This is a genomic window from Moraxella bovoculi (genome assembly GCF_000988745.2).
In the GTDB taxonomy this organism is placed as follows: Bacteria; Pseudomonadota; Gammaproteobacteria; order Pseudomonadales; family Moraxellaceae; genus Moraxella; species Moraxella bovoculi.
This window is the reverse complement of sequence record NZ_CP011381.2, coordinates 618,232-642,064: the sequence shown is the minus strand read 5'-3', so window position 1 is coordinate 642,064 and position 23,833 is coordinate 618,232. Positions and strand designations below refer to the sequence as shown.

The window sequence follows — 23,833 nt, the reverse complement described above, 5'->3', positions numbered from 1 at the left end:
ACCATTAATTTCTCAAAATGTGAAACAAAAAAATTTGAGCGTATTAGCCGAATTTACCCGTGATGTAATCATGGGTCGCCTGCACTTTTGGCTGAGTGAACATCATGTTCGTCTCACCGATCTCGATCAACTCGCCCAGATACATGTATGCAGTCTGATCAGACACACGAGCCGCCTGTTGCATGTTATGGGTGACGATGGCGATGGTATAGTCATGCTTTAGCTCGCCGATCAGCTCTTCGATGAATCCTGTAGAGATCGGGTCTAGTGCAGATGTTGGCTCATCAAGCAGTAGTACCTCAGGGCGGCAGGCTGCTGCACGCGCGATGCATAGACGCTGCTGCTGACCACCTGACAGAGAGTTGCCAGACTGCTTTAACTTGTCCTTAACTTCTGCCCATAGCGCGGCTTTTTTTAACGCCCATTCAACACGCTCATCCATGTCGGCTTTGCTTGGCTTTTCGTATAATTTCACCCCAAAAGCAACATTGTCATAGATTGACATCGGGAATGGCGTGGGTTTTTGGAACACCATGCCCACCTTGGCGCGCAGCAGGTTTACATCCACATCAGCACCCAGAATGTCATTGCCATCAAGCAGAATCTTACCTGTGGTGTGGCTTTCATTATACAGGTCGTACATGCGGTTGAAGCTACGAAGTAGTGTTGATTTACCACAGCCTGATGGACCGATGAATGCTGTTACTTGATGTGCAGGGATGTCTAGGTTGATGTTCTTTAGCGCGTGGAATTTGCCATAGTAGAAGTTAAAATCCTTCACGCTGATCTTTGGTGCTTGGACTGATGGCGCGATGATATTAGAAGTTGGTAGGTTCATGATTATTCTCAAAATTCAATACAATGGTTTAAATTAGTGTGACTTAGACTGCATGACACGTGCGATGATGTTCGTCGTCAATACAGACAATGCGATCAGTAGTGCCGCTGTCCATGCCAGAGCGTGCCAGTCAGCATAAGGACTCATGGCGAATTGATAAATCACGTTCGGCAAATTCGCCATCGGTGATGACATGTCGGTGCTGAAGAATTGGTTATTCAAGGCTGTGAACAGTAGCGGTGCAGTCTCACCTGAGATACGCGCAAGGCTAAGCAGCACACCGGTCATCACACCTGCTTTGGCGGCTTTTAGAGTAACCATGCTGACCAGCTTATATTTAGGTGTGCCTAGTGCAAAGGCAGCTTCACGAAGCGCATTCGGGACAAGGCGTAGCATGTTCTCTGTGGTACGCACCACAACAGGAATCACCAGCAGTGATAATGCCAAAGAACCTGCAAAACCTGAGAACCGACCCTGTGGCACGACGATGAGGCCATAGATAAATAGACCGATCACGATGGATGGTGCGGACAGTAGCACGTCATTCATAAAGCGTGTGGCAGCAGCCAGCTTGCTATTACGTCCAAATTCAGCCAAATAAATACCACACAAAATCCCAATCGGCGTACCGATAAGCAGACCGCTGGCAGTAATCATAAGACTACCGATGATGGCGTTACGCAGACCGCCCTGCATGCCCGGTGGTGGTGTATCTAGGCTAAATACATGCGCACCAAGTCCGGCGATACCCTCATAAAATAGCGTATAAAAAATCCAACCAAGCCAGAACAAGCCAAACGCCATCGCCACATAAGCGAATAAGAGCGAGCCTTTATTGATCAGGCGGCGGCGTGTGTAGATGGCATTGTCCGATGTCTTATTCACCGAAGGAAACAGTGGTGTATCTAGACGTGGTACGTTAACTTTTGGTTTATTGGCGACTTCGATTTGCATGGGTTTTTCCTTTTATTTACAATTTGACGGTTTGATTGGCTTATCGGCCTTCGTTCTTGGTCATTCTCATGAGCATAAGCTTTGAGATACACAGCACGATGAATGTAATGATGAACAGGATCAAGCCTAAGAACAGCAGCGATGATACGTGCATTGGGTCGATCGCTTCGGCGAATTCGTTGGCAAGTGCTGAGGTAATCGATACGCCAGAGCCGAACAAATCCAGGCTTAGGTTGAAGGTGTTACCGATGATGAATGTCACCGCCATCGTCTCGCCCAGCGCACGTCCAAGACCCAGAATGATGCCGCCGACAACACCTGACTTGGTATAAGGCAGTACCACACTGCGGATCACTTCCCAGCGGGTTGCACCCAATCCATAGGCAGACTCTTTTAGCATGGGCGGTGTCACCTCAAAGACATCTCGCATGACAGATGCGATGAATGGAATAATCATGATTGCCAAAATCAAACCTGCTGCCAAGATACCAATACCCATCGGTACGCCCAAGAAGAACTTATCAAGTACAGGAATCTGACCGATGGTCTTGGCAAGTGCAGGCTGCACATAGTCTGCAAAGATCGGCGCGAACACGAATAGACCCCACATACCATAAATAATCGAAGGAATACCTGCCAGTAGCTCAATACAGATGCCTAGGGGTTTTTTTAGGAATTTTGGGCAAAGCTCGGTTAAGAAAATGGCAATACCGAAGCTTACAGGTGTGGCGATACCCAGCGCGATGATGGATGTCAAGATCGTGCCATAAATCGGTGCCAATGCGCCATATTCACCAGCGACAACATCCCAGTTGCTCGACGTTAAGAAGTCAAAGCCGAACTTTTGGATGCTGGGCCAAGCACCGTAGATGAGCGATACCAAAATACCACCCAAAATAAGCAGAACCAATGTGGCGAAAAGTCGAGTCGTGCCGACAAATACCTTATCGTACAGCTGCTCGCGTTTTAATTTTTTGGCAAGGACATTATCCATGAAAAGCGTCTCCAATCACGCTTAGGTACATCACAATATTCAATGAAAAATCATAAATAAAAGAAAAAACCACCATAGCGATGGTTTTTTCTTGTTTAGGCTTAGTTGACTACGTATAGTGGTTTACCATCTTGACCAACCACTTGCTCCCACTCTTTACGAACTAGATCTTTTACGTTCGCTGGTAGTGGCACATAGTCAAGACCTTTTGCCATGTCGTCACCTTCTTTAAATGCCCAATCAAAGAAAGTCAGAGCGGCTTTGGTGTTGTCTAGGTTAGCTGGGTTCTTGTGAACTAGGATGAAAGTTGCTGACGCCAGTGGCCATGCGTTGTCGCTTGGTTGGTTGGTTAGAACTAGGTTAAAGCCCTTGGTGTTTGACCAATCAACATCTGCTGCTGCCGCGAATGTCTCTTGTGATGGCTGAACGAATTGACCCGCTGCGTTTTGAAGCTGGGTATGCGCCATGTTGTTTTGTTTTGCGTATGCATATTCAACATAGCCGATCGAGTTCTTCACACGACCTACATACGTTGCCACGCCTTCGTTGCCTTTACCTGCTGTGCCAGTTTGAGCGGTTGGCCACTTAACTGTCTTGTCTGCGCCTACAGTGTCTTTCCACTTGGTAGATACTTGGCTTAGGTAGTTGGTGAAGATGAAGCTTGTGCCCGAACCGTCAGAACGGAATACGGTCACGATGTTCTCATCAGGTAGGGTTAGGTCTGGGTTTAGCTCAGCGATTTTTGGGTCGTTCCACTTAGTGATGTCGCCTAGATAGATTTGAGCCAGAACGTCGCCAGTTAGCTTTAATGCGCCAGCTTCAATGCCTTCGATGTTCACGATTGGCACAACACCACCGATCACAGTTGGAAACTGCACCAAGCCTTCTTTATCAAGCTCTTCTGAGCTCATTGGCGAGTCGGTCGCACCAAAATCAACCGTCTTAGCCACGATCTGCTTCACGCCGCCAGATGAACCGATTGATTGATAGTTAACCTGACCGCCTGCTTTTTCTAGGAAGCCTTGCGCCCATTGTACATAGATAGGTTGTGGGAATGATGCGCCTGCACCTGTTACGTTCATTGCAACTTTATCAATTGCAGCTGCAGGAGCGGTAGCGTTTTCTTGTGGTGCTGCGGCCGCTGGTGCTTGCTCTGCGCCTTCTTTTGCTGGTGCTGCTTTATCTTGGCAACCTGCTAGAGTCATCGCGCCTAGTGATAGGCATAGTGCTGAGATGATGAACTTGTTTGCTTTCATGTTATTACCTTGTGAAAAATTGTCCCGTCATGGGTGTTAAGGAGATGCCACTAACTTACTGGTGTTAAGTTTAACAACCAAAAATGACAGTTATATGACAAGTAATTTATTTTTCAGTTTTTGTATGACAATGTTGTTTTTTGGTAAATTCGGTTCAAATACCCGAAAAATCCCCTATCTTCTTCGACCAAGCCAATTTATCTTACTTTTACCATCGTGGTAAAAACCCTGTGATTGTTTTCATCGATGATTTCCCCCAAATCGCTAAATTTTTAGTATAATAATCGGTTTAATTTTATTCATTCGTAAGAGCCCTCATGACTATCCAATCCCTACTTCACACCCACCTACAAACCGCCATGATAAACGCAGGGGCGGACAAAGACACCGACCCTGTCATCAAGCAATCAGGTAAGCCTCAGTTTGGCGATTACCAAGCCAATGGCATGATGAGCGTCGCCAAAAAGCTTGGCACAAACCCACGAGAATTTGCCCAAAAAGTGCTTGATGAACTGGCAAATAGCCAAGCCTTGGACGGCATTGCCGACAAATTAGAAATCGCAGGGCCGGGCTTTATCAACATCTTTCTTGACAAAGAATTTCTTGCCAAGTCCGCCCACACCGCTCGCACGTCCGACCGCTTGGGCATTACGTCCGACCACACTGAGACGGTTGTCATTGACTATTCATCGCCAAACGTTGCCAAAGAAATGCACGTTGGACATTTGCGTTCTACCATTATTGGCGACAGCTCGGTGCGTGTGCTTGAATTTTTGGGCGACACCGTCATTCGTGCCAACCATGTGGGCGACTGGGGGACGCAGTTTGGTATGCTCATCGCCTACCTTGAAAAAATGCAAAATGAAAATGCGTCCGATATGGAATTATCCGACCTAGAAGCCTTTTATCGTGATGCCAAAGCAACTTATGATAACGATGAAGCCTTTGCCGAAAAAGCTCGTGGCTATGTGGTCAAACTCCAAAGTGGCGATGAATATTGCCTTGCCATGTGGCAAAAACTCGTTGCCATCACCATGAGCCAAAACCAAGCCAGTTACGAACGCCTAAACGTAACCCTAACCGATAAAGACATCATGGGCGAGAGTCTATACAACCCCATGCTCCCTGACATCGTCAAAACCCTAAAAGACAAAGGCGTGGCGGTAGAAGATGAAGGGGCGACTGTGGTATATCTGCCTGAATTTAAAAACAAAGAAGGCGAGCCACTTGGTATCATCATTCAGAAAAAAGACGGCGGATTTTTGTACACCACCACCGACATCGCCGCCGCAAGCTATCGCTATCACACCTTGCACGCTGACCGTGCCATTGTCTATTCTGACACTCGTCAAGCCCAACACATGGCACAGGCGTGGGCGATTGCACGGCTTGGCGGATTTGTGCCTGATAACTTTAAATTAGAACATCACAATTTTGGCATGATGCTTGGCAAAGACGGCAAACCGTTCAAAACTCGCACAGGCGGTACAGTCAAACTTGCTGACCTGCTTGATGAAGCGGTTGCCCGTGCCACCGTCTTGATAGAAAGCAAAAACCCAGACGTAACGGCCGATGAGCGGACGGCACTCATTGATGCGGTTGCCATTGGGGCGGTCAAATATGCCGACCTATCCAAGCACCGTACGACCGATTATGTGTTTGACTGGGACAGTATGTTAAACTTTGAAGGCAACACCGCCCCTTATATGCAGTACGCCTATACTCGTGTGCGTTCTATTTTTGCCAAAGCAGGGGTAAATTCTGACACGCTAACAGGCGAGATTGTCATCACGGACGACAAAGAGCGAGCATTGGCGGTCAAATTGCTACAATTTGAAGAAGCCCTACGCCAAGTCGCCAAAGACGGTACGCCCCATGTGTTGTGTGGCTATTTGTATGAATTGGCTGGGATTTTTTCATCGTTTTATGAAGCCTGCCCAATATTGTCGGCAGATGACGACACCAAAAACAGCCGTCTGCAATTGGCAGATTTGACCGCTAAGACCTTAAAAACGGGGTTGGATTTACTCGGTATTAAGACGGTTGAGAAGATGTAATTGACAAATTCAAGATTGCCATTGGGTTGTCCTAATGGCAATTTTTTAAATCGGAAGCACTTATGTTTGACAAATTTGGCAATATGAGCACCGACAATTTAAACATTACCACCCTGCCCCATTGGTCATTTGGCGACAGCCCCCAAATGGCAGACGAACTTGTAGGGCTTGTCATAGACGGCAAAAAGCGAGCCACTTGCACCGCCCTACATTGGCATTTGGACAAGCCAGCTTATCCCGTTGGTAGCCTACAAGTCGTCACAGACGGACAAAACCGCCCACGCTGTGTTATCCAAAACACCGCCCAGTTCATCATTCGCTTTTGTGATGTTGATGAAAAGTTGGCACGTCAAGAAGGCGAAGGCGATTTGTCGCTTGATTTTTGGCGAACGGCTCATCAAGAATTTTTTGAGCGGTTTGGGATATTTGATGATAAAATGTGGTTGTTGTTTGAAACCTTTGATGTTATAAAAATACTGGACACCCCATGAAAAACCAAACCAACAAAGAACCCCAAACCCTAAATAAAGTCCGTGCCGACAAATGGCTGTGGGCAGCACGATTTTTTCGCACTCGCACCCTTGCCAAAGAAGCGATAGAAGGCGGAAAAGTCCACATGAATGGTCAAAAAATCAAAACAAGCAAAGAGCTACAAGTGGGTGACACCCTAACCATTCGCCAAGGTCATGCCAGCATCCAAGAACAAAAAACGATAATCATCAAAGCCTTATCTGACAATCGGGGCAGTGCTACCATCGCCCAAACGCTGTACGATGAGACGGAAGAGAGCATTGCTACCCGAGAGTTTTTTGCAGAGCAACGCAAATTACAAAACCTTGCCAGACCATCTACCAAACCCGACAAAAAACAACGTCGGGACATTGAGAAATTTAAAAATAATTGGTAATTTAAACATATTTGAATATACCAAAACAAAGAACACCGTGCATAAATACGGTGTTTTTTTGTTTCTAGCTTTTAGATTATTTAGCCAGAACGTACCCTGTACCAGCGCCAACCACTGCGCCAACTGCGGCACCTTTACCGATGTCTTTACGATCGCCATCGCTGCGGCTTAATGCGCTGATAGCTGCGCCTGCCATTGTGCTGGCAACAACAAAGTTACGTGCTTGTGGGTCGTTAGTATAAGGACCGCTTGCGCAAGCAGTTAATAATACAGTTGCACTCAATGCAGCAGTTGTTAATGATTTACGATTCATAAGATTCTTTCTTAATGCTTGGGATCATCTGCCTTGTTGTTGCTACCCTTGGGTAGTTAAATTCAAAAGAAATACAAATGCACTCTTTGGTTAATTTTGATGAAATTCCAAGAAAATTAGTTGTCTTAACAATAATCTTAAGTACATTTTATGGGATTATTTGTCGTACATTTGGTGAAGATTATTGCTAAAATCTCACGACATCACCAAAAATAGTCCAAATAATCGCACTCATTCTCAGTGCAATTTATGTTAAAATGGGTCAATTTAACACCGAAGAATTCGAATAATTATGCAGCCAACCTCCATCCTTTTTGTCTGCCTTGGCAACATCTGCCGAAGCCCTTCTGCTGAAGCGGTGATGACACACATTGCACGCGATGCTAGGCTAGACATTCGCTTTGATTCTGCAGGCACAGCAAGCTACCACATTGGTCATCCTCCTGATCGCAGGGCCATCCAAGTGGGTAAAAATTTAAACTACGATCTATCCATGCTGCGCGCCCGCCAAGTTACAGCGCAGGATTTTTATGATTTTGATGTAATCTTTACGATGGATGAGAGTAATCTGACCAATCTCCTTAAAATCGCACCCAGCGATGCCACCGCCAAAGTCATGATGTTCGATGATAAGGCAGTCGCTGATCCTTATTATGGCGACGTGAGCGATTTTGATGCGATGTTTGAGCATATTGAGCAGGCAAGCAGACGCTGGATTGATACGTGGAGAGATGGCGATCATCATGGCTGACATTCTCAATCATTACGACCTATCGCACAACAACACCATGGCGCTGTCTTGTACCGCGCGCCATGCGATGATTCTAGATAGTAGCGACACACTGGCTGACGACATACGTCATGCCATTGATTTTGCGGCGCAGCACAGCCTACCCTTATTTGTGCTGTCATTTGGCAGTAATGTCATCTTGCCAAATGAGCTAAATGCGCTCGTACTGCTACCTAGAATAAAAGACATTAAAGTCCTTGATGATAACGCCGATAGCGTCACATTAGAGGTCGCCTGTGGTGAGAATTGGCACGAATTCATACAAGTCTGCTTAGATAAAGGCTATTACGGACTTGAGAATCTGGCACTCATCCCAGGGCTGGTGGGTGCTTGTCCTGTGCAGAATATCGGCGCTTATGGCGTGCAAGTCTCTGATTTTATTACTAAAGTCATCGCTTATGATTTGACTGATGGTCAAAGACATGAGTTTGAGGCGGATGCTTGTCAGTTTGATTATCGACACAGTTTTTTTAAGGACAACGAAGGTCGTTATCTTATCAGTCATGTGATATTTAAGCTTCATAAAGACGAGTGCAAAACTCTAACCAACTATGGTGATCTGTCCGTCATGGCGCAGTATTTCGCCACTAAAAACAGTCGAGACCTACCGCATCCTATCGATGTCTTTCATGCAGTGATTGCCATCCGAGAGAGTAAACTGCCCAGCCCTGCTGTTCTGGCAAATTGCGGCTCATTCTTTCAAAACCCTATCATCCCGATAGCGCAATTCAATGTCCTAAAAGCTGAATTTCTCGACCTACCAAGCTATCCGATTGACGATCAAGTCATCAAAGTGCCAGCAGGCTGGCTGATTGATAAAGCTGGATTAAAAGGCAAAGGCATCGCCCCCATCCTAACACACCAAAAACAAGCTCTCGTACTAACCAATCATGCGCCTTATACTGCCACACAGGATGACATCCGCACCACTCAGGATTTTATCGTGCGCACCGTGCAGGACAAATTTGGTGTTACTTTGGTTCGCGAACCTGTGTGGGTAAAGTAGGCTATCATGCAATCTTGGCGAAGATTTCTCACCCAGCTATGGCGAATGGTGTTGTACTTGATAATGACAGCACTGATTGTCGCTGCATTGCCATTTACACCAATTTTTGCCAATGTTAGTGTATTTTTTTTAGATGCCTTTAGTAGGGTAACACTAAGCAGCCCAAAAGAGCCAATCGCCATCACGGTACTGGGTGGCGGTCTGACGCGAGACAATGGACGCATTATTTTAAATCACTATAGCCAATCTCGCATTAACAGCACTTATCAACTGCACAAAGACATAGGGCTGCCCATCATCACAAGTGGCGTGGAGTCGCCTTGGTTTGACGACTATCTTAGCAGTCTAAGAAAGTCCGTCATCGCCAGCGATAATGCCAGCATGAACACTTGCGAAAATGCCATCTTCACCGCCAAGCTGCTTGATCATCACGAGCTTCCAAAAAGCATCTATCTGGTCACTGACCGCTATCACATGGCGCGTGCCAGACGCCAATTCGCTCGCGCAGGTGTCGATACCACCCCACACCCCGCCCCGCTATTCATGCCGCTACGATGGCGAGACCCTAAGAATAATCTCATCCATTCGCGCCGCGCTATTTATGAGATTGCCGCTCTGGCGCGCGATATCTTTCACCCACAAGAGAACTGTCGTACCGCTGATCAGATCACCCTAGAAGAGATCGGCACACCCAGAAGAAAACCCACAATCTTCTCACATAACTAATTTCCAAAAAAATAAGCAGCCAAAAGACTGCTTATTTTTCATCCTAGCGGAGGCTTAGGTGTTACCTTCTGCTTCTGCTTGAGCTTGTAGATAAGCTTGATCGAAGTTCACAGGTGCTAGCAGTAGCTGAGGGAAGCTGCCACGAGATACCAGATCACCGATCACTTCACGGGCATATGGGAATAGGATATTCGGGCAATAGGCTTGCTGCAAGTGAGCCAAATCCTCCTCAGGAATGTTGCGTAGCAAGAAAATACCCGCCTGCTGCACTTCTGCGATGTATGCTGTGCTGCCACCGTTTTTCACGGTAACACTAACTGTCAGAACGATTTCTTTGTGATCTTCATCAAGGTCGTTCGATGCAGTTGCTAGGCTGATGTCCATCTCTGGCTGCCATTCTTTGGTGAATACGTCTGCAGTCGGCACTTCAAAAGAGATGTCCTTAACGTAGATACGCTCAAGACCTAGCTGTGGTTGTGCTTGTTCTGTCATGTTAAATTCCTATGATTATCTGGTTAAAGTAATAAAAAAAGCTTAGCTGTTTAGCATCGCATCAAGTTCACCGCTTTGATTAAGCTTATTAAGCTGATCAAAGCCACCGATGAATGTCTCGCCGATAAAAATCTGCGGCACGGTGCGATAGTTATTCGTCTTGGCTGCCACTTCTGCACGCTCTTGACTACTCATGTCGTACACACTTGTAGAGACGTAATCCACGCCTTTATCGTCAAGTAGCTTTAGCGCAGCGCGGCAGTACGGGCATTCTTCTTTGATGTATAAGATTGCTTGTGTCATTGGACTCACTTATTAACAGTTATGGATGATAAAATGGTCAAAACAACCAATTCTTATTTTTATCAATTGGGCTAAAAAATACATTTTCAAGCCCAAAGTGTTATTTTTTTACCTTTGCCACAGCCAATGGAAGCCCTGCCGCCTGATAGCCTTGGATACCGCCTGACAGTCGCATGAAGTTTGGCTTACCCACTAGGCTTACCGCAGCGCCCGATTGCATACCAATATCGCACACAAAAATCACAGGCTCTTCGATGGCGCGCAGCTCATCTAGGTGGTTTTTTAATTCATTAAAAGGAATGTTTCGGCTACCTGAGATGTGTGATGCTGCGAATTTATTGGCAGGACGAATGTCGATCACGCGTGCACGATGGTTATTCACCAGCAGACCCAGCTCGCTCGGCGGAACTTTTCTGCCGTTACGCTTACCCTCCACCATAAAAAACGCGATGATCAGTACCGCCAAAATACCAAATAAAATCGGGTGATTACCCATGAATGTAAACCAACGTTCCACGTCCGCTCCAATTTTAAAAACTCAAAAGTTCTATTATACCGATAAGTACATAAAATTGCACTTATTTTGCCATATTTCTGGCGGACAACGCCCCTATTTTGGCTTCTGCCACCAACTCATTAAAACTCTCAACGCGCCGCCCAAGAATCTCACCATCAGCCACCGCCTGCCAGAGGGCACAGCCTTTGGCATTTGGCACGTGATTACAGTCGCGGAACTGGCATGAACCATTTAAAGCGATCAATTCATCAAAGCCTGCCATGATATCATCCGCCGACAGATGCCAGATGCCATATTCACGAATGCCCGGCGTGTCGATGATGCCCCCTTTATCCAGGTCGCCATTATCAAATGGCAGTAGGCGGCTGGTCGTCGTGGTGTGCTGACCTAACTGCGAGCCGATGGAGATGATATTGGTGGATTGATTGGCATCGGGTAGGATTTGATTGATCAGGCTGGATTTACCCACGCCGGACTGTCCTGCGAAGATGGTTAGCTTATCTGCCAACTGAGCCTTTAATTCATCCAGACCGTCATGACTTACACTTGACGTCTGAACCACGTCAAAGTCGTACTGCCCACCTATCGCTTGATATTCTTGATAAATCTGCCTAACCTCCTCAAAGTCATCCATGAGATCTGCCTTATTCAGCACTAATAGCGGTCTGACACCGCTTAGTCTTGCCACCAACAGATACCGATCGATTAGATTGGTCGCAGGCTTAGGCAATGGTGCAAATACAATGGCAAGCGTCTCAACATTAGCTGCCACGGGCTTAACTTTATTATATCGATCAGGGCGGGCGATGAGCGTACGTCGCTCAGACAGCACCTCAATTCGCCCCATGCCTGCGGTCGTATCCACGCTGAATTTCACACAGTCCCCTGCTGCCATCATCGGTAAATTGGTGCGCGTATGACAGCGCCAAACATCACCAATCTCCAAGGCATTCGGCGTAGCATCTTGGGGAAAATCAGGCAAAACATCGGGAAGATCAGTGATCTGCACATCGAGCTGCTTACCAAAATGCGATACAATCACTCCCGACACGAGAGTCCCATCATCGATGAGCGTGTCTTGGTTTTTTTGAATTTGACGGGTTTGATTTTTGGTGAGTTTGCGGCGGCGTATTAAGGACATAAATGACTTACTTGCTTAGAAATTCTTTCATTCTAACGTAAATTTATCATTTGAACAATTTTTTATGGCAATTTAAAGCAATAAAAAAACCATCTAAAAGATAGATGGTTTTCATGTGATGGCGGAAGCTGAGAGATTCGAACTCTCGGTGGGCTACAAACCCACGCCGGTTTTCAAGACCGGTGCATTCAACCGCTCTGCCAAGCTTCCTAAGCGGTATTTCCCATAAAGGGATAAAATCAAGAATAATGGCGGAAGCTGAGAGATTCGAACTCTCGGTGGGCTACAAACCCACGCCGGTTTTCAAGACCGGTGCATTCAACCGCTCTGCCAAGCTTCCGTAGGCGTGTATTATAGCGGTTTTTTACAAGATTGCAAGCGTTTTTTAAGTTTTTACAAAAATTTTATGGCATCCGTTAAGATTTCAATCCCATGGCATAAGTCGCCACCAAAGGCTTGATTCCTGGCACTTTATCAAAGGCGATCAAACCCACATTGCGCATGAGCTTCATCACAGGATTAGGATGGGTAAAGCTACCAACGACCATATCACAGAACTTGATGACACGCTTTTGGTCTTTTTGGCGCGCCTGCTCATAAGCACGAAGATTGGCATAATTACCAAAATCATAATCCGCATGGCGATTTTTCTCATGCGCAAGCATATTTGCCAAGGCGTGTACATCTCTTAGGCACAGATTAAAGCCTTGACCTGCTACAGGATGCAGGGTGTGTGCTGCATTTCCCATGATGACGCAGCGCCCGACCACCTGTCTGTGCGCCAATACTCGGCTCAGCGGATAAGCGCCACGGCGCCCCACTGCCACAAAGCGACCCGCGTCACTGCCAAATACTTCTTGCAAAGTATTCATAAAATATGCATCGTCATTAAGATAGCGCTCTTCTTCGCCCGCCTTGCAGATGAAGACAACCGAACGGCGATAGCCTTGTGTTGTGCCGTCCATGCCATCGCCATTTCCATCTGTTAGCGGCAGTACCGCCAACGGTCCGACAGCGGAGAATTTCTCAATGCCGATGTGACCATGTGGCTTATCAGTCTGAGCCACGCCAACGATACCTACCTGACCATAGTCGTGTGTATCTGCGCCAACCTTGAGGATCTGACGACTGATAGAATCTCGCCCATCGCACGCCACGACCAAGGGCGCAGACAGCTCTTTGGTTTTGCCATCTTGGTTAAACACAACCATCGCAAGCTTATCATCTTGGCGAATGTCAGTGACGCTCGCGCCATCGATGAGCGTGATGAATTCGCTCGCCTGCACCGCCAGCAGCAGCTGACGACCCAGCCAAGCATTCTCCATCACTTGCCCAAAGCTCTCCACACCTTCAGCAGTCTTATCAAGTTTTGCCCGCCCAAAACTGCCAAGCTCACTGATCTCCACGCCATCGATTCGGCAGGCATGGCTCTGCAAGCTCTCCCACAACCCTATCTCAGTGTAAATCTGCACCGTACGTCTTGATAGCGCAGTATTGCGACTGTCTAGATATTCAGAACGAGCAACATCATCATCCGGGCTGATGGTCGGGTATTTAAACTGCTCGATGAGCGTACTATAAATACCATGATACGCCAACAGTAGCGCAAAAGACAGCCCAACTTGACCGCCACCAATGATTAGCACATGGTTATTGACGTAGTTATTATTGCTCATGGCATCATAAGTTTGATTGGTTTCACTCATTGCTATACATTCTCAAAAAAAACTGCCTAAATTGTATCACAGTCCATCCTAAAGTCGATGCACCAAAAGGATTATTTTAAAATCCATCAATCAGCTTTTGATGGTGGGCAATAATTTGATGCAAATCAACACCAAAAGCACATGGCAAGCCCCAAAAATCATGCTACAATATCCACTTTTAACCCCAGAACACGATGAATACTCAGCCCACCACCCTTCGACAGCCCACTTTCATTGAGAAATTCACCGTTGCGATGATTGGGTTTTTTGCATTTTTGCAGGTGTATTCGGTGCAGGCGATCTTACCTGTACTGATGGCGGATTTTGTCGCATCCGAGGTAGCTATTGGTGTGGCGGTTGGGGCGACAGTGATGGCCATCGCGCTGATGTCGCCATTCATGGGCATGCTGTCCGATGCCTTTGGACGAAAGATATTCATCGTCGGTTCGCTGTTATTACTCGCCATACCGACCGGCATGATTGGTCTGAGCGGTACGGTGGATGAGCTGTCAATATGGCGATTCTTGCAGGGGCTGGCTGTACCAGGTATTACGGTGGTGCTAATCGCCTATGTTAGTGAAGAGTACAGCAGTCATGTGGCGCAGATGATGAGTCTATATGTGGCAGGGACGGTACTTGGCGGCTTTAGCGGGCGGTTCTTTGCAGGGCATCTGCACGAACTGATTGGTTGGCGCCATGGCTATGGCGCCATGGCGGTCTGCACACTCATCGGGGCGTTGTGGGCATTCAAAGCCCTACCATCATCAAAAAACTTCATCAAAAGCGATAACTTTAAACACTCGCTTGCTTTATTATTATCACACACCAAGAACCTACAGGTGATGAGTGCCTGCCTATTGGGCGGCTGCGTCCTGTTCTCGCTCGTGGGCTGCTTTACCTTTGTTAACTTACACTTGGCGGATGAGCCATATCATCTAAACGCCTCTCACCTTGCTAATATCTTCTCTTTATACTTAATCGGCATGATCATCACTCCTTTGTCAGGCAAATTCATCGCCAAGTTCGGCATGACCAATGTCATCATCGGCGCGGTGATCTGCTCCATGATTGGTCTGTTTATCACATTAAGCTCGCCGTTATGGCTGATCATCGTCGGGCTGACCGTCATGTCATCAGGGGTGTTCATCACACAAGCAGCCACCATCAGCTACATCGGCAGTCGTGTTACCGAAGGTCGCTCGCTCGCCTCAGGACTATATTATATGGGCTACTACGGCGGTGGCAGTATCGGCGCATGGGCGTGTGCGATTGCTTACGCCAAAGGCGCGTGGGGGCTTACGGTGGCAATGATCGTTGTCGTTCAAATCTTTGCACTGATGGTCGTATTATTCATGAAAAAATCCGCCAACAGTCGAGTAGCCTAACAATCAATATTTTTCAACTAAGCATGAAAAATATTCATTGGAAATTCATCCCAAAATAGCGTATAATTTTCCGCCAAATATCTGTAGCAGCCTGCGATTTATAAAGCTCGCTTTCTTGAGCATTTAATCAGTCGCATGGCTTACCTACCTTCTACTCACCTCATCCTTTATGCGTTCAGTCAAGCTATATTACGACCATTCTGTCAAGCCTAGAAAAGCCACCAGAATTCGCATGAATTTTATCTTTATAAGTTTATTTTTATGAATTATTCAGTATTTACCTCCGAATCTGTCTCAGAAGGCCATCCTGATAAGATGGCAGACCAAATCTCCGACGCATTGCTTGACGCCATCTTAACCGAGGACAAAGACGCACGTGTCGCTTGTGAGACCCTCACCAAGACTGGCGCCGTGGTGTTAGCTGGCGAGATCAGTACTCACGCGAACATCGACATTGAAAGCATCGTACGCGCCACCGTAAATAAGATTGGCTACAATCACAGCGATCTAGGCTTTGATGGTAATAGCTGCGCGGTTATTAACATGATTGGCAAGCAATCCCCTGAGATCGCTCAAGGCGTGGACAGACAACGCCCAGAAGACCAAGGTGCAGGCGATCAGGGTCTGATGTTCGGCTATGCCACCAATGAGACAGACGTGCTGATGCCAGCGCCAATCCAGCTAAGTCATCGCTTGATGGAGCGCCAAGCGCAGCTTCGCAAAGATGGTACATTAGACTGGCTACGCCCTGATGCTAAGGCTCAGATTACCCTACGTTATGACTCCAATCATAAGCCACTGGCTGTCGATGCATTGGTATTATCAACACAGCATCACCCAGACATCAGCTATGATGCACTCAAAGAAGCCGTCATGGAAGAGATCATCAAGCCTGTCATTCCAAGCGAACTGCTGCACAAAGACACGCTTTATCACATCAACCCAACCGGTAAATTCGTCATCGGCGGCCCTGTTGGCGATGCTGGTCTGACAGGTCGCAAAATCATCGTTGATACTTATGGCGGCATGGCACGCCATGGCGGCGGTGCTTTTAGTGGTAAAGACCCAAGTAAGGTCGATCGCAGCGCCGCCTATGCAGGTCGCTATGTTGCTAAGAACATCGTCGCGGCAGGTTTGGCAAATCGCTGTGAGGTTCAGGTATCTTATGCCATCGGTGTCGCTGAGCCAACCTCAATCTCTGTGAACACCTTTAACACAGGTAAAATTAGCGATAACGAGATCGAACGCTTAATCCGTGCGCATTTTGATTTGCGCCCTTATGGCATCACTCGCATGCTAGATCTGCTACAGCCTATGTATGAAGTCACCGCAAGCTATGGGCATTTTGGTCGTACTGGCTCAGACCATGCGTTCACCTGGGAAAAAACTGATCGCGCTGATGCACTGCGTGCTGACGCAGGGTTGTAATTTTATACATCATCGCAATATAAAGGGTGTTTGACACCCTTTTTTATTTAAATTTGACAATATTTGGACATTCACATGACTGAACAAACCCAAGACAACAAACCAAGCATCAGCCCAGAAGAATTCAACGCACAAATGACCGCATTCTATGAACGTGCTGACGCCTTTATCAACCTAGCTAACAGCCAACTGTCGCCACAGTCGCACGCAGGACAAGTTGGCTCATCTTTGCTATATGCTGCAGCCCGTTACAGCGCCTCTGTGGCATCGATTGGCTTTACCAAGGGCGCAGACTTTGAAAAAGAAAAAGATGACATCATCAAATTCTACACCGCCCAGTATGAACAAATGCTCTCGGACAACCTTGATGATTACATCAAAAACTTTGATAAATATACCAACATTGGTAAGTAATAAAAACAAAAACCGCTGTCGATTAGCGGTTTTTTAATTATATGGCTTAATCAAGCAATTTAAAAAAGTGTTCACGATAATGGCGCAATTCACGGATCGAATCACGAATATCATCCAGCGCCAAGTGTGCACCGCCTTTTTGGTAGCCACTTGCTACATCGGGACGCCAGCGATAGCACAGCTCTTTGATACTCGATACATCCAGATTGCGATAATGGAAATAACGCTCAAGTCGTGGCATCTGACGCGCCAAGAAACGACGGTCTTGACAGATGGAATTACCACACATCGGTGACACCCCTTCATCACACCACTTCGCCAAGAATTCCAGCGTAACATTCTCGGCATCCTCTAAGGTCATCGTGCTGCGACGCACGCGATCGATCAGTCCTGACTGACCGTGTTGCTTCTTATTCCAGTCATCCATGCCATTTAGAACAACATCGGACACCTTAATGGCAACCACAGGTCCTTCTGCCAAGATGTTCAGATTGTCATCTGTCACGATGGTGGCGATTTCGATGATCTCATCGTTCAAAGTATCCAAGCCTGTCATCTCAAGATCAATCCAAATCAGGGCTTTTTTGGTGGGTTTTTTGGATGGCTTGGGATGCTTGATGTGTACTTTATCGTTCATTTTTTGACTCTTTGTGATATTTTGTGAAATAATGCAGCGCATTTTATCACACCTTAGGCAGGCTTTGCAGTTAGGATGGATATTTTTGCCAAATAATCATTGTGGTTTTGGGATTTGCCACCATATACATAAAAAGCCACTTCATGATGGTGTGCTTTTTTGATATAATTTCCTTTTTTTCATTCCATGGACAGACATGCCCAAGCAGAAACTAAAAAAATGGCTGCCAACTCCCGAGAAGCTCCGTGAAAGCCGAGTTATCGGATGGTTTGCGCCGTTTTTGGCTGACCCTCGCCTTTGGCAGATGAATCGCGGTGCGCTCACGCGTGCGGTTTGTATTGGCGTGCTATGCGCATTTTTTCCACTGCCTGGTCAGATGCCGCTTGCCATCGCTGGCGCCCTACTACTGCGTGCAAATATCCCTATGGCTGTGGCACTGACTTGGATTACCAATCCCTTAACCACCATTCCTGTGTTTTGGCTGGCTTATTCTGTGGGTGCATTCTTGATTGGCGAGCCGATGATTGGCACTCGCACAGTTGGCGTGATCGTTGCAGATTTCTCATTGTGGATGACAGGACATGGGGTTAATCCTTTCTCCAATCATCTTTTTTCTCTAAAGGCTTTCATCATAGGGCTTATCGTCTGTGGTGTTGTCACGAGCATCGTGATGGGGCTGTTATTTAACTTTGTATTACAATATCGCATCGTCGCCAGCTGGCAAAAACGGCCTGGCTATAATGCCAGCGCACCGCGTTTTGAGACCCAAAAAGGTCATAAACTACGTGACGCCAAAGACAATGAACCAGAAGATTTCTCCATCTGATTGACCCAATAAAAAACGCCTTAATCGGCGTTTTTTTTATTTCATTACAGGTAATAATTAAACCCATTGACCGCTTCGCATCTCAAGCTGTCTGTCCGCCATGGCTGCCAGGCTTCTGTCATGAGTCACCATAAGAAGCGCTGTTCCAAAGCTGTGCTGAAGCTCAGACAACAAGTCAAACACCGCACGGGCATTATCATCATCCAGATTACCCGTAGGTTCATCTGCCAAGATCAGTGCAGGATTTGTAACAAGCGCACGAGCAATCGCCACACGTTGACGCTCACCACCGGACAGCTCGCTTGGTCGATGATGTGTTCGATGTGACAGACCAACTTTATCAAGTAAAGCGTTTGCCTTATCCCTCGCCTCGCTGATGGAGACGTCTTTGCGCATCAGAAGCGGCATTGCGACATTCTCAGTAGCGGTAAATTCAGCAAGCAGATGATGGAATTGATAAATAAAACCAAGATACTCATTACGCAAGTTACCACGCTCAGTCTCATTGAGCTTGCTTAAGCAATGCCCTTTAATCCATACATCGCCTGTGGTCGGCATGTCAAGCCCGCCAAGCAAGTGTAGCAGCGTACTCTTGCCCGAACCACTACTACCCACGATGGCAACACGCTCACCAGCATTGATCGTCAAGTCTAGACCGGTCAGTACGGACGTTGTGATTTTACCCTCATCATAGACCTTGCTGATGTTTTTAGCTTCTAAAATTACACTCATCTCATCGTCCTTATTCATAGCGCAATGTCTGAGCAGGCTGAATGCGCGCAGCTCGTAATGCAGGATAAATCGTCATCGCAAAGCTAAGCAAGAAAGATGCAACCACAATAATAACCACATCTGACACTTTAATATAAGATGGCAAGAAATCCACAGGATAAGCACCTGAAGTCATCAACGACACACCAAACAGCTCGCTGATGTACACCACAATGTCATTTACCGTCAGAGCCAGCGTCACGCCTAGAATCGTACCAAGCACCGTACCAATTACACCAATTATCATCCCTTGAACGATGAACACCTGCATGATCAGCTTCGGCGATGCCCCAAAAGTCTTTAGAATCGCGATGTCCGATTTCTTATCAGTCACCAGCATGATGAGACTTGAGACGATGTTAAACGCCGCCACGATCACGATCAAGAACAACAACAGCCCAATGATAGACTTCTCCATCTTAATCGCATCGAACAGATTGCCATGCGTGGTCGTCCAGTCATTGGCGAACAACCTATCACTGTCGAGGCTGGCGGCTTGATTGGCGGCTTGCGGCGCTTTAAAAATATCATTCATCAGCATGCGAATGCCCTGCGCACCCTCTGGCAACCTTAGCATAACGCCAGCGTCACGCATCGCCACAAAGCCCATCAGCCCATCCACTTCTTTACTGATGCTAAAAGTGCCCACGACCGTAAAACGTTTAAATCTAGGAATCACCCCCGCCGCTGATGGCGATGCTTCTGGCAATACCAAAGTCACCTTATCACCCAGACCCACGCCCATCGCCTGCGTCATGCTCTCACCAAGCACAATACCAAACTCACCAGCTTTAAGGTTATCAAGGCTGCCTTGGGTGATATAATCGTCAACGATTGAGACGTCCTTTTCAAGGCTTGGCTCGATGCCCGATACCATCACACCTGACACCTGCCCATTCGCCGCAAGCATCCCTTGCAGCTGAATAAATGGCGCGGTCGCCTTTACGTTCTTATCATTTTCTGTGATCTGCGTGGACAGCTGCTGCCAGTCTGGAATGATCTCATAAGACATGACAGAAGCTTGTGGAATCATACCAAGTATTCGATTCTTAATCTCTCGATCAAAGCCATTCATCACAGATAGCACCGTAATAAGCACCGCCACACCCAAGGTCAATCCTATCATTGAAATGAGTGAAATAAACGAAATAAAGCCGTTTTTACGTTCAGCTCTGGTATATCTTAATCCGATAAATAAAGCCAAAGGACGAAACATATCAATTTCTCAAAATAAATAAACACCATAGTTTACACCATTTACCCTGTTTTGACAGCGATTTTAAGAAGCTTTGACAAATTTTCACAAAATTTCGCAAGATTGGTGATTTTGGCTTGATTTTTTTATTAAATCCCTTATTAAAGTAGCAGATTTTTTTAGAATATGACTACAATCATGAATCAAATACGCTACACTTACAAGCACGAAGTACCACCAACCAAGGTTGACTTGCCTTGCGATAAAAACGCAGGTCATGGCGATCACTGGGCGATCTTGACAAATAATATCGCAGAGGATGTGCCAAACTGGCTACAATCGATGCTAGAGACAGCCACTATCCCAAGCGCCCTTACTCAAAGTCGTCCATCGGATAATAAACTACTCATTGCCAATGGCACACCTTGTCATATCAATCAAATCCTAAAGCTTGAAAACGGCACTCCTCAAGCATTCATTAATGCTTTTCCCGCTGTAGATAGCCCATATGGCGTTGAGTGCCACATCGAGCGCATCATCCGCTGTGACTCGACCTCTGATGCTATTTTACGTTTGAAGACAACAGATGGTGCTGTCATCTATGCCTTTGATCAGCTATATGCAATCAACCGTACAGAATATAAGACACCTAAGACTTATTATGTGAATTTTAGCGCATGGGCGTATAACATCGAACCTAGCGATCAAAATGAGACGATTCTCATTGAAGATCCTGATGCCATTCGTTATCACCGTGCATTTAATGACATCGTTAGCAATAACGGCGGTGAAGTACCGGATAATATCGATGAGCAGATTCTTGCGTGGCAGCCTACAGATTTGGCAGAAGGTGAGTCTTTAGCACCTGTTGAGATTAACTATGGTCATAGCTGCATTTATCTGTTTGGTGAGACTTTCGGTCAAGAAGATGAAGCATGGTGTCAAGGTCAAGTGCTAGGCATCAGCCACACCAAGTTCTTTAATAAAGATATCACGCTATTTGATGTTGTGATTCTGCGCGAGCCTGATGCTCAGCCATTGGTGGTACGTATGGCCGCACCAACTACCGATAAGACCGCCGCCATCCAAATCCATGATTATATTCAAGCGAATATCTGGCTACAGGCTGCAATTTACGCCGACAACCAAAAACCTTAACGGTAATTAATAATCAAAGAACCGAACATTGATCGGTTCTTTTTTATATCTATTGATACGCTCTATAGGACAATAAAAAGAGCCGAATATTCGGCTCTTTTTGCTGAATCAACAAAATATTTGATTATTCAGTTGGGTTTTGAGATAGTGAACGAACGTAAGCTGCAAGTAGCATGATACGCTCATTACCTAGCTTAGTTTGCCATTCTGGCATCACACCTGAGCGACCATGACGGATGGTTTCGCGGATAGATTCACGATCACCACCGAATAGCCAGATGTCATCAGTTAGGTTAGGTGCTCCCATGCTGGTCATGCCTTTGGCATCAGGGCCGTGACATAGTACACAGTTGGTCTCAAACAGTGCTTTACCTTGAGCAACTTGTGCATTGTCTAGCTCATAACCATTTTGGTTGCCTGAGATGCTAAGTACATATTCAGCAGCTGCACGAACACCCGATTCACCCAGTTGTTTTTGCCATGCTGCCATCGCACCCACACGACCGTTATGAATCGTCAATAGAACGTCAGCAGGTTCACCGCCATACAGCCAATCATTATCCGTCAAATCTGGATAGCCTAAAGAACCTTTGGCGTTCGAGCCGTGGCACAAGGCACAGTTTTGTAGGAAGAGACGGTTACCGATTTTTTGAGCTTCAGGGTCAGCTGCTAGCTTATCCACGTATGGTGCTAGTAGTTTAACTTGCTCATCAATCTGAGTTTGTAGTTCAGCTGATGGTTCAGCCTCACCTTTCTTCTGAGATTGAAGCTCGGTTAGTTTAGCTAGTACCGCAGTTGCTTCAGAAGCGCCTGCATTCGCCAAAATGCCTTGTTCAAAGTTCTCATTGAAAACCTTGTTGTTGGCTTGTAGCTGGCTGTTTAGCTCGTTTTCTGATGTCCAAGGTACTTCTTGACCATCAACTTCAACCGTTGTAATGCCTTTCCAAGCATGTGGCTGAATTGCCGGGAATAGGATAAAGTAACCCAAACCCCAAATTAGAGTACCAAAGAAAATCACAAGCCACCATTTAGGCAATGGCTTATCATACTCTCTAATACCATCATATGAATGTCCTGTCGTTTCATCTTCTTCTAAGACAGGTTTGGTTTTTAGTGTCCACATTAGCACGCCGAAGATAAATAACCAGCAGCCTAATGACAGGACAGTAATCCAAGAACCCCAAAAAAAGCTCATTGTGTATCCTTAGTGCGCTCATTTGATGACAAAGACTTTAACGTCTTGTCATCAAGCGCAAGTTGTGCGTCTTCTTCAAAGCGTTTCTTATTTTTTGGTGAGTATGCCCACCATGCGATGCCAATAAAAGCGACGAATGCCGCGACAGTCGCAATACTATGCAAAACGCCCCAGTTCATTAGCGTTGACCCTGCATGGCGATACCAAGCTGCTGCAAGTAAGCAACCAATGCATCAAGCTCGGTCGCACCTTGCACTTGGTCAGGCGCTGCTTCGATGTCTTCTTCGGTATAAGGCAAGCCAAAACGGTCTTTAAATAGACGCATTTTTTGCTGCACTTTAACACCATCAACCTCATTCTTGGCAAGCCAAGGATAAGCAGGCATCACCGAATCAGGCACAACAGAGCGTGGATCGATCAAATGGTCAACGTGCCACTGGTCTGAATAACGACCGCCAACACGGGCAAGATCTGGACCAGTACGCTTAGAACCCCATAGGAATGGGTGGTCCCAAGTTGATTCCGCTGCACGGCTATATGGTCCGTAACGCTCAACTTCTGCACGAAGTGGACGCACCATCTGAGTATGGCACACATGGCAGCCTTCACGAATATAGATATCACGACCTTCAAGCTCTAGCGCTGTCCAAGGACGCATGTTCGGCAAAGGCTTATTCACACCACCTTTTTCAGGTGAGTTCTCATCAAAGATTAGCGGTACAATCTCAACCAAAGTTGCAAAGCTAATCGCGATGACAATAAAGATAACGAGTAAACCCGTGTTTTTCTCGACGATTTCGTGAGTGATATTTGACATGACTCTC

Annotated in this window: 27 protein-coding genes and 2 tRNA genes; 11 read left to right on the top strand and 18 right to left on the bottom strand. The window is 46.5% G+C overall.

Annotated elements, in window-relative coordinates; all coding sequences use genetic code 11:
- Positions 1-43 precede the first annotated feature (43 nt).
- The 4 genes from pstB to pstS form a co-directional block, all read right to left on the bottom strand.
- Complete coding sequence (gene pstB / locus AAX10_RS02930; protein WP_046699779.1) at positions 44-838, bottom strand: phosphate ABC transporter ATP-binding protein PstB; 795 nt, start codon at positions 836-838, stop codon at positions 44-46.
- 33 nt (positions 839-871) lie between these two features.
- Positions 872-1,792 carry a phosphate ABC transporter permease PstA gene (gene pstA / locus AAX10_RS02925; RefSeq protein WP_080702200.1) on the bottom strand — a complete coding sequence of 307 codons (921 nt, stop codon included), beginning with the start codon at positions 1,790-1,792 and terminating at the stop codon, positions 872-874.
- Positions 1,793-1,832: 40 nt separating this feature from the next.
- Complete coding sequence (gene pstC / locus AAX10_RS02920; protein ID WP_036365110.1) at positions 1,833-2,786, bottom strand: phosphate ABC transporter permease subunit PstC; 954 nt, start codon at positions 2,784-2,786, stop codon at positions 1,833-1,835.
- Between the two features lie 101 nt (positions 2,787-2,887).
- A complete protein-coding gene (gene pstS / locus AAX10_RS02915) occupies positions 2,888-4,042 on the bottom strand; it encodes a phosphate ABC transporter substrate-binding protein PstS (RefSeq protein WP_036365106.1) in 1,155 nt (384 codons plus the stop codon).
- Positions 4,043-4,359: 317 nt separating this feature from the next.
- Here pstS and argS point away from each other — a divergent pair, with 317 nt between their 5' ends.
- The 3 genes from argS to AAX10_RS02900 all read left to right on the top strand — a co-directional run bounded on the left by argS (position 4,360) and on the right by AAX10_RS02900 (position 7,006).
- Positions 4,360-6,099 (top strand): arginine--tRNA ligase, encoded by a 1,740-nt coding sequence (gene argS, locus AAX10_RS02910; protein ID WP_046699778.1) that lies wholly within the window; start codon positions 4,360-4,362, stop codon positions 6,097-6,099.
- Between the two features lie 62 nt (positions 6,100-6,161).
- The gene (locus tag AAX10_RS02905) at positions 6,162-6,590 is read left to right on the top strand and encodes an ASCH domain-containing protein (protein ID WP_226997803.1); all 429 of its coding nucleotides are present in this window, start codon (positions 6,162-6,164) and stop codon (positions 6,588-6,590) included.
- Positions 6,587-7,006, top strand: a complete 420-nt coding sequence (locus tag AAX10_RS02900; protein WP_046699777.1) for an RNA-binding S4 domain-containing protein — start codon at positions 6,587-6,589, stop codon at positions 7,004-7,006. The genes AAX10_RS02905 and AAX10_RS02900 overlap by 4 nt, the downstream gene beginning before the upstream one ends.
- 76 nt (positions 7,007-7,082) lie before the next feature.
- Here AAX10_RS02900 and AAX10_RS02895 read toward each other — a convergent pair whose 3' ends face one another.
- Positions 7,083-7,319: a hypothetical protein gene (locus AAX10_RS02895; protein ID WP_046699776.1), complete on the bottom strand. Its 237-nt coding sequence runs from the start codon at positions 7,317-7,319 to the stop codon at positions 7,083-7,085.
- Positions 7,320-7,611: 292 nt separating this feature from the next.
- Between AAX10_RS02895 and AAX10_RS02890 the strand changes: the two genes are divergently transcribed.
- The 3 genes from AAX10_RS02890 to AAX10_RS02880 are packed head-to-tail and all read left to right on the top strand — an operon-like array spanning position 7,612 to position 9,841.
- A complete protein-coding gene (locus AAX10_RS02890) occupies positions 7,612-8,070 on the top strand; it encodes a low molecular weight protein-tyrosine-phosphatase (protein WP_046699775.1) in 459 nt (152 codons plus the stop codon).
- Complete coding sequence (gene murB / locus AAX10_RS02885; RefSeq protein ID WP_046698898.1) at positions 8,063-9,115, top strand: UDP-N-acetylmuramate dehydrogenase; 1,053 nt, start codon at positions 8,063-8,065, stop codon at positions 9,113-9,115. Before AAX10_RS02890 ends, murB begins: the two co-directional genes overlap by 8 nt.
- 6 nt (positions 9,116-9,121) lie before the next feature.
- A complete protein-coding gene (locus AAX10_RS02880) occupies positions 9,122-9,841 on the top strand; it encodes a YdcF family protein (RefSeq protein WP_046699774.1) in 720 nt (239 codons plus the stop codon).
- Between the two features lie 54 nt (positions 9,842-9,895).
- Here AAX10_RS02880 and secB read toward each other — a convergent pair whose 3' ends face one another.
- From secB to AAX10_RS02845, 7 genes are all read right to left on the bottom strand, one after another.
- The gene (gene secB / locus AAX10_RS02875) at positions 9,896-10,333 is read right to left on the bottom strand and encodes a protein-export chaperone SecB (RefSeq protein WP_036365091.1); all 438 of its coding nucleotides are present in this window, start codon (positions 10,331-10,333) and stop codon (positions 9,896-9,898) included.
- A gap of 42 nt (positions 10,334-10,375) precedes the next feature.
- Positions 10,376-10,636 carry a glutaredoxin domain-containing protein gene (locus AAX10_RS02870; protein ID WP_036365087.1) on the bottom strand — a complete coding sequence of 87 codons (261 nt, stop codon included), beginning with the start codon at positions 10,634-10,636 and terminating at the stop codon, positions 10,376-10,378.
- Between the two features lie 100 nt (positions 10,637-10,736).
- Positions 10,737-11,153 (bottom strand): rhodanese-like domain-containing protein, encoded by a 417-nt coding sequence (locus AAX10_RS02865; RefSeq protein WP_036365083.1) that lies wholly within the window; start codon positions 11,151-11,153, stop codon positions 10,737-10,739.
- 61 nt (positions 11,154-11,214) lie between these two features.
- Entirely contained in the window at positions 11,215-12,294 is a 1,080-nt protein-coding gene (rsgA, locus tag AAX10_RS02860) for a ribosome small subunit-dependent GTPase A (RefSeq protein WP_046699773.1), read from the bottom strand.
- A gap of 119 nt (positions 12,295-12,413) precedes the next feature.
- Positions 12,414-12,504: transfer RNA gene (locus tag AAX10_RS02855), tRNA-Ser, on the bottom strand.
- Between the two features lie 39 nt (positions 12,505-12,543).
- Positions 12,544-12,634, bottom strand: a tRNA-Ser gene (locus tag AAX10_RS02850).
- Between the two features lie 76 nt (positions 12,635-12,710).
- A complete protein-coding gene (locus AAX10_RS02845; protein WP_046699772.1) occupies positions 12,711-14,000 on the bottom strand; it encodes an FAD-dependent monooxygenase in 1,290 nt (429 codons plus the stop codon).
- 194 nt (positions 14,001-14,194) lie between these two features.
- On the opposite strand from AAX10_RS02845, the gene AAX10_RS02840 reads away from it, so the two are divergent.
- From AAX10_RS02840 to AAX10_RS02830, 3 genes are all read left to right on the top strand, one after another.
- The gene (locus AAX10_RS02840) at positions 14,195-15,385 is read left to right on the top strand and encodes an MFS transporter (RefSeq protein WP_149038840.1); all 1,191 of its coding nucleotides are present in this window, start codon (positions 14,195-14,197) and stop codon (positions 15,383-15,385) included.
- A gap of 261 nt (positions 15,386-15,646) precedes the next feature.
- Positions 15,647-16,813, top strand: a complete 1,167-nt coding sequence (gene metK, locus AAX10_RS02835) for a methionine adenosyltransferase (protein WP_046699770.1) — start codon at positions 15,647-15,649, stop codon at positions 16,811-16,813.
- 75 nt (positions 16,814-16,888) lie between these two features.
- Complete coding sequence (locus AAX10_RS02830; RefSeq protein ID WP_036365071.1) at positions 16,889-17,227, top strand: DUF3144 domain-containing protein; 339 nt, start codon at positions 16,889-16,891, stop codon at positions 17,225-17,227.
- Between the two features lie 46 nt (positions 17,228-17,273).
- On the opposite strand, the gene orn is transcribed toward AAX10_RS02830, so the two are convergent.
- On the bottom strand, positions 17,274-17,864 hold the full coding sequence (gene orn / locus AAX10_RS02825) for an oligoribonuclease (protein WP_036365068.1): 591 nt from the start codon (positions 17,862-17,864) through the stop codon (positions 17,274-17,276).
- A 196-nt stretch (positions 17,865-18,060) separates the two neighbouring features.
- Here orn and AAX10_RS02820 point away from each other — a divergent pair, with 196 nt between their 5' ends.
- Positions 18,061-18,690, top strand: coding sequence for a DUF2062 domain-containing protein (locus AAX10_RS02820; protein WP_046699769.1), 630 nt, complete (start codon positions 18,061-18,063; stop codon positions 18,688-18,690).
- A 57-nt stretch (positions 18,691-18,747) separates the two neighbouring features.
- Here the strand turns inward: AAX10_RS02820 and lolD are convergent, their stop codons facing one another.
- A complete protein-coding gene (gene lolD, locus AAX10_RS02815) occupies positions 18,748-19,422 on the bottom strand; it encodes a lipoprotein-releasing ABC transporter ATP-binding protein LolD (protein WP_046699768.1) in 675 nt (224 codons plus the stop codon).
- Positions 19,423-19,432: 10 nt separating this feature from the next.
- On the bottom strand, positions 19,433-20,677 hold the full coding sequence (locus AAX10_RS02810) for a lipoprotein-releasing ABC transporter permease subunit (protein WP_046699767.1): 1,245 nt from the start codon (positions 20,675-20,677) through the stop codon (positions 19,433-19,435).
- 174 nt (positions 20,678-20,851) lie between these two features.
- On the opposite strand from AAX10_RS02810, the gene AAX10_RS02805 reads away from it, so the two are divergent.
- Entirely contained in the window at positions 20,852-21,814 is a 963-nt protein-coding gene (locus AAX10_RS02805; protein WP_046700578.1) for a hypothetical protein, read from the top strand.
- A gap of 124 nt (positions 21,815-21,938) precedes the next feature.
- Here the strand turns inward: AAX10_RS02805 and ccoP are convergent, their stop codons facing one another.
- From ccoP to ccoO, 3 genes are read right to left on the bottom strand one after another with little or no spacing between them, the layout of a single operon-like run.
- On the bottom strand, positions 21,939-23,009 hold the full coding sequence (ccoP, locus tag AAX10_RS02800; RefSeq protein WP_046699766.1) for a cytochrome-c oxidase, cbb3-type subunit III: 1,071 nt from the start codon (positions 23,007-23,009) through the stop codon (positions 21,939-21,941).
- Positions 23,006-23,188 (bottom strand): cbb3-type cytochrome oxidase subunit 3, encoded by a 183-nt coding sequence (locus AAX10_RS02795; protein WP_046697947.1) that lies wholly within the window; start codon positions 23,186-23,188, stop codon positions 23,006-23,008. Before AAX10_RS02795 ends, ccoP begins: the two co-directional genes overlap by 4 nt.
- On the bottom strand, positions 23,188-23,826 hold the full coding sequence (ccoO, locus tag AAX10_RS02790) for a cytochrome-c oxidase, cbb3-type subunit II (RefSeq protein WP_046696887.1): 639 nt from the start codon (positions 23,824-23,826) through the stop codon (positions 23,188-23,190). Before ccoO ends, AAX10_RS02795 begins: the two co-directional genes overlap by 1 nt.
- Positions 23,827-23,833: the final 7 nt, after the last annotated feature.

Excerpts from the sequence above, each read along its gene's own strand:
- AAX10_RS02840 (WP_149038840.1), top strand. The coding sequence starts at position 14,195 with ATGAATACTCAGCCCACCACCCTTCGACAGCCCACTTTCATTGAGAAA.
- AAX10_RS02845 (WP_046699772.1), bottom strand. The coding sequence starts at position 14,000 with ATGAGTGAAACCAATCAAACTTATGATGCCATGAGCAATAATAACTAC.
- pstA (WP_080702200.1), bottom strand. The coding sequence starts at position 1,792 with ATGCAAATCGAAGTCGCCAATAAACCAAAAGTTAACGTACCACGTCTA.
- rsgA (WP_046699773.1), bottom strand. The coding sequence starts at position 12,294 with ATGTCCTTAATACGCCGCCGCAAACTCACCAAAAATCAAACCCGTCAA.
- AAX10_RS02830 (WP_036365071.1), top strand. The coding sequence starts at position 16,889 with ATGACTGAACAAACCCAAGACAACAAACCAAGCATCAGCCCAGAAGAA.
- orn (WP_036365068.1), bottom strand. The coding sequence starts at position 17,864 with ATGAACGATAAAGTACACATCAAGCATCCCAAGCCATCCAAAAAACCC.
- pstB (WP_046699779.1), bottom strand. The coding sequence starts at position 838 with ATGAACCTACCAACTTCTAATATCATCGCGCCATCAGTCCAAGCACCA.
- lolD (WP_046699768.1), bottom strand. The coding sequence starts at position 19,422 with ATGAGTGTAATTTTAGAAGCTAAAAACATCAGCAAGGTCTATGATGAG.
- AAX10_RS02795 (WP_046697947.1), bottom strand. The coding sequence starts at position 23,188 with ATGAACTGGGGCGTTTTGCATAGTATTGCGACTGTCGCGGCATTCGTC.
- AAX10_RS02905 (WP_226997803.1), top strand. The coding sequence starts at position 6,162 with ATGTTTGACAAATTTGGCAATATGAGCACCGACAATTTAAACATTACC.
- murB (WP_046698898.1), top strand. The coding sequence starts at position 8,063 with ATGGCTGACATTCTCAATCATTACGACCTATCGCACAACAACACCATG.
- secB (WP_036365091.1), bottom strand. The coding sequence starts at position 10,333 with ATGACAGAACAAGCACAACCACAGCTAGGTCTTGAGCGTATCTACGTT.
- ccoP (WP_046699766.1), bottom strand. The coding sequence starts at position 23,009 with ATGAGCTTTTTTTGGGGTTCTTGGATTACTGTCCTGTCATTAGGCTGC.
- metK (WP_046699770.1), top strand. The coding sequence starts at position 15,647 with ATGAATTATTCAGTATTTACCTCCGAATCTGTCTCAGAAGGCCATCCT.
- pstS (WP_036365106.1), bottom strand. The coding sequence starts at position 4,042 with ATGAAAGCAAACAAGTTCATCATCTCAGCACTATGCCTATCACTAGGC.
- argS (WP_046699778.1), top strand. The coding sequence starts at position 4,360 with ATGACTATCCAATCCCTACTTCACACCCACCTACAAACCGCCATGATA.
- AAX10_RS02890 (WP_046699775.1), top strand. The coding sequence starts at position 7,612 with ATGCAGCCAACCTCCATCCTTTTTGTCTGCCTTGGCAACATCTGCCGA.
- ccoO (WP_046696887.1), bottom strand. The coding sequence starts at position 23,826 with ATGTCAAATATCACTCACGAAATCGTCGAGAAAAACACGGGTTTACTC.
- AAX10_RS02880 (WP_046699774.1), top strand. The coding sequence starts at position 9,122 with ATGCAATCTTGGCGAAGATTTCTCACCCAGCTATGGCGAATGGTGTTG.
- pstC (WP_036365110.1), bottom strand. The coding sequence starts at position 2,786 with ATGGATAATGTCCTTGCCAAAAAATTAAAACGCGAGCAGCTGTACGAT.
- AAX10_RS02820 (WP_046699769.1), top strand. The coding sequence starts at position 18,061 with ATGCCCAAGCAGAAACTAAAAAAATGGCTGCCAACTCCCGAGAAGCTC.
- AAX10_RS02810 (WP_046699767.1), bottom strand. The coding sequence starts at position 20,677 with ATGTTTCGTCCTTTGGCTTTATTTATCGGATTAAGATATACCAGAGCT.
- AAX10_RS02870 (WP_036365087.1), bottom strand. The coding sequence starts at position 10,636 with ATGACACAAGCAATCTTATACATCAAAGAAGAATGCCCGTACTGCCGC.
- AAX10_RS02900 (WP_046699777.1), top strand. The coding sequence starts at position 6,587 with ATGAAAAACCAAACCAACAAAGAACCCCAAACCCTAAATAAAGTCCGT.
- AAX10_RS02895 (WP_046699776.1), bottom strand. The coding sequence starts at position 7,319 with ATGAATCGTAAATCATTAACAACTGCTGCATTGAGTGCAACTGTATTA.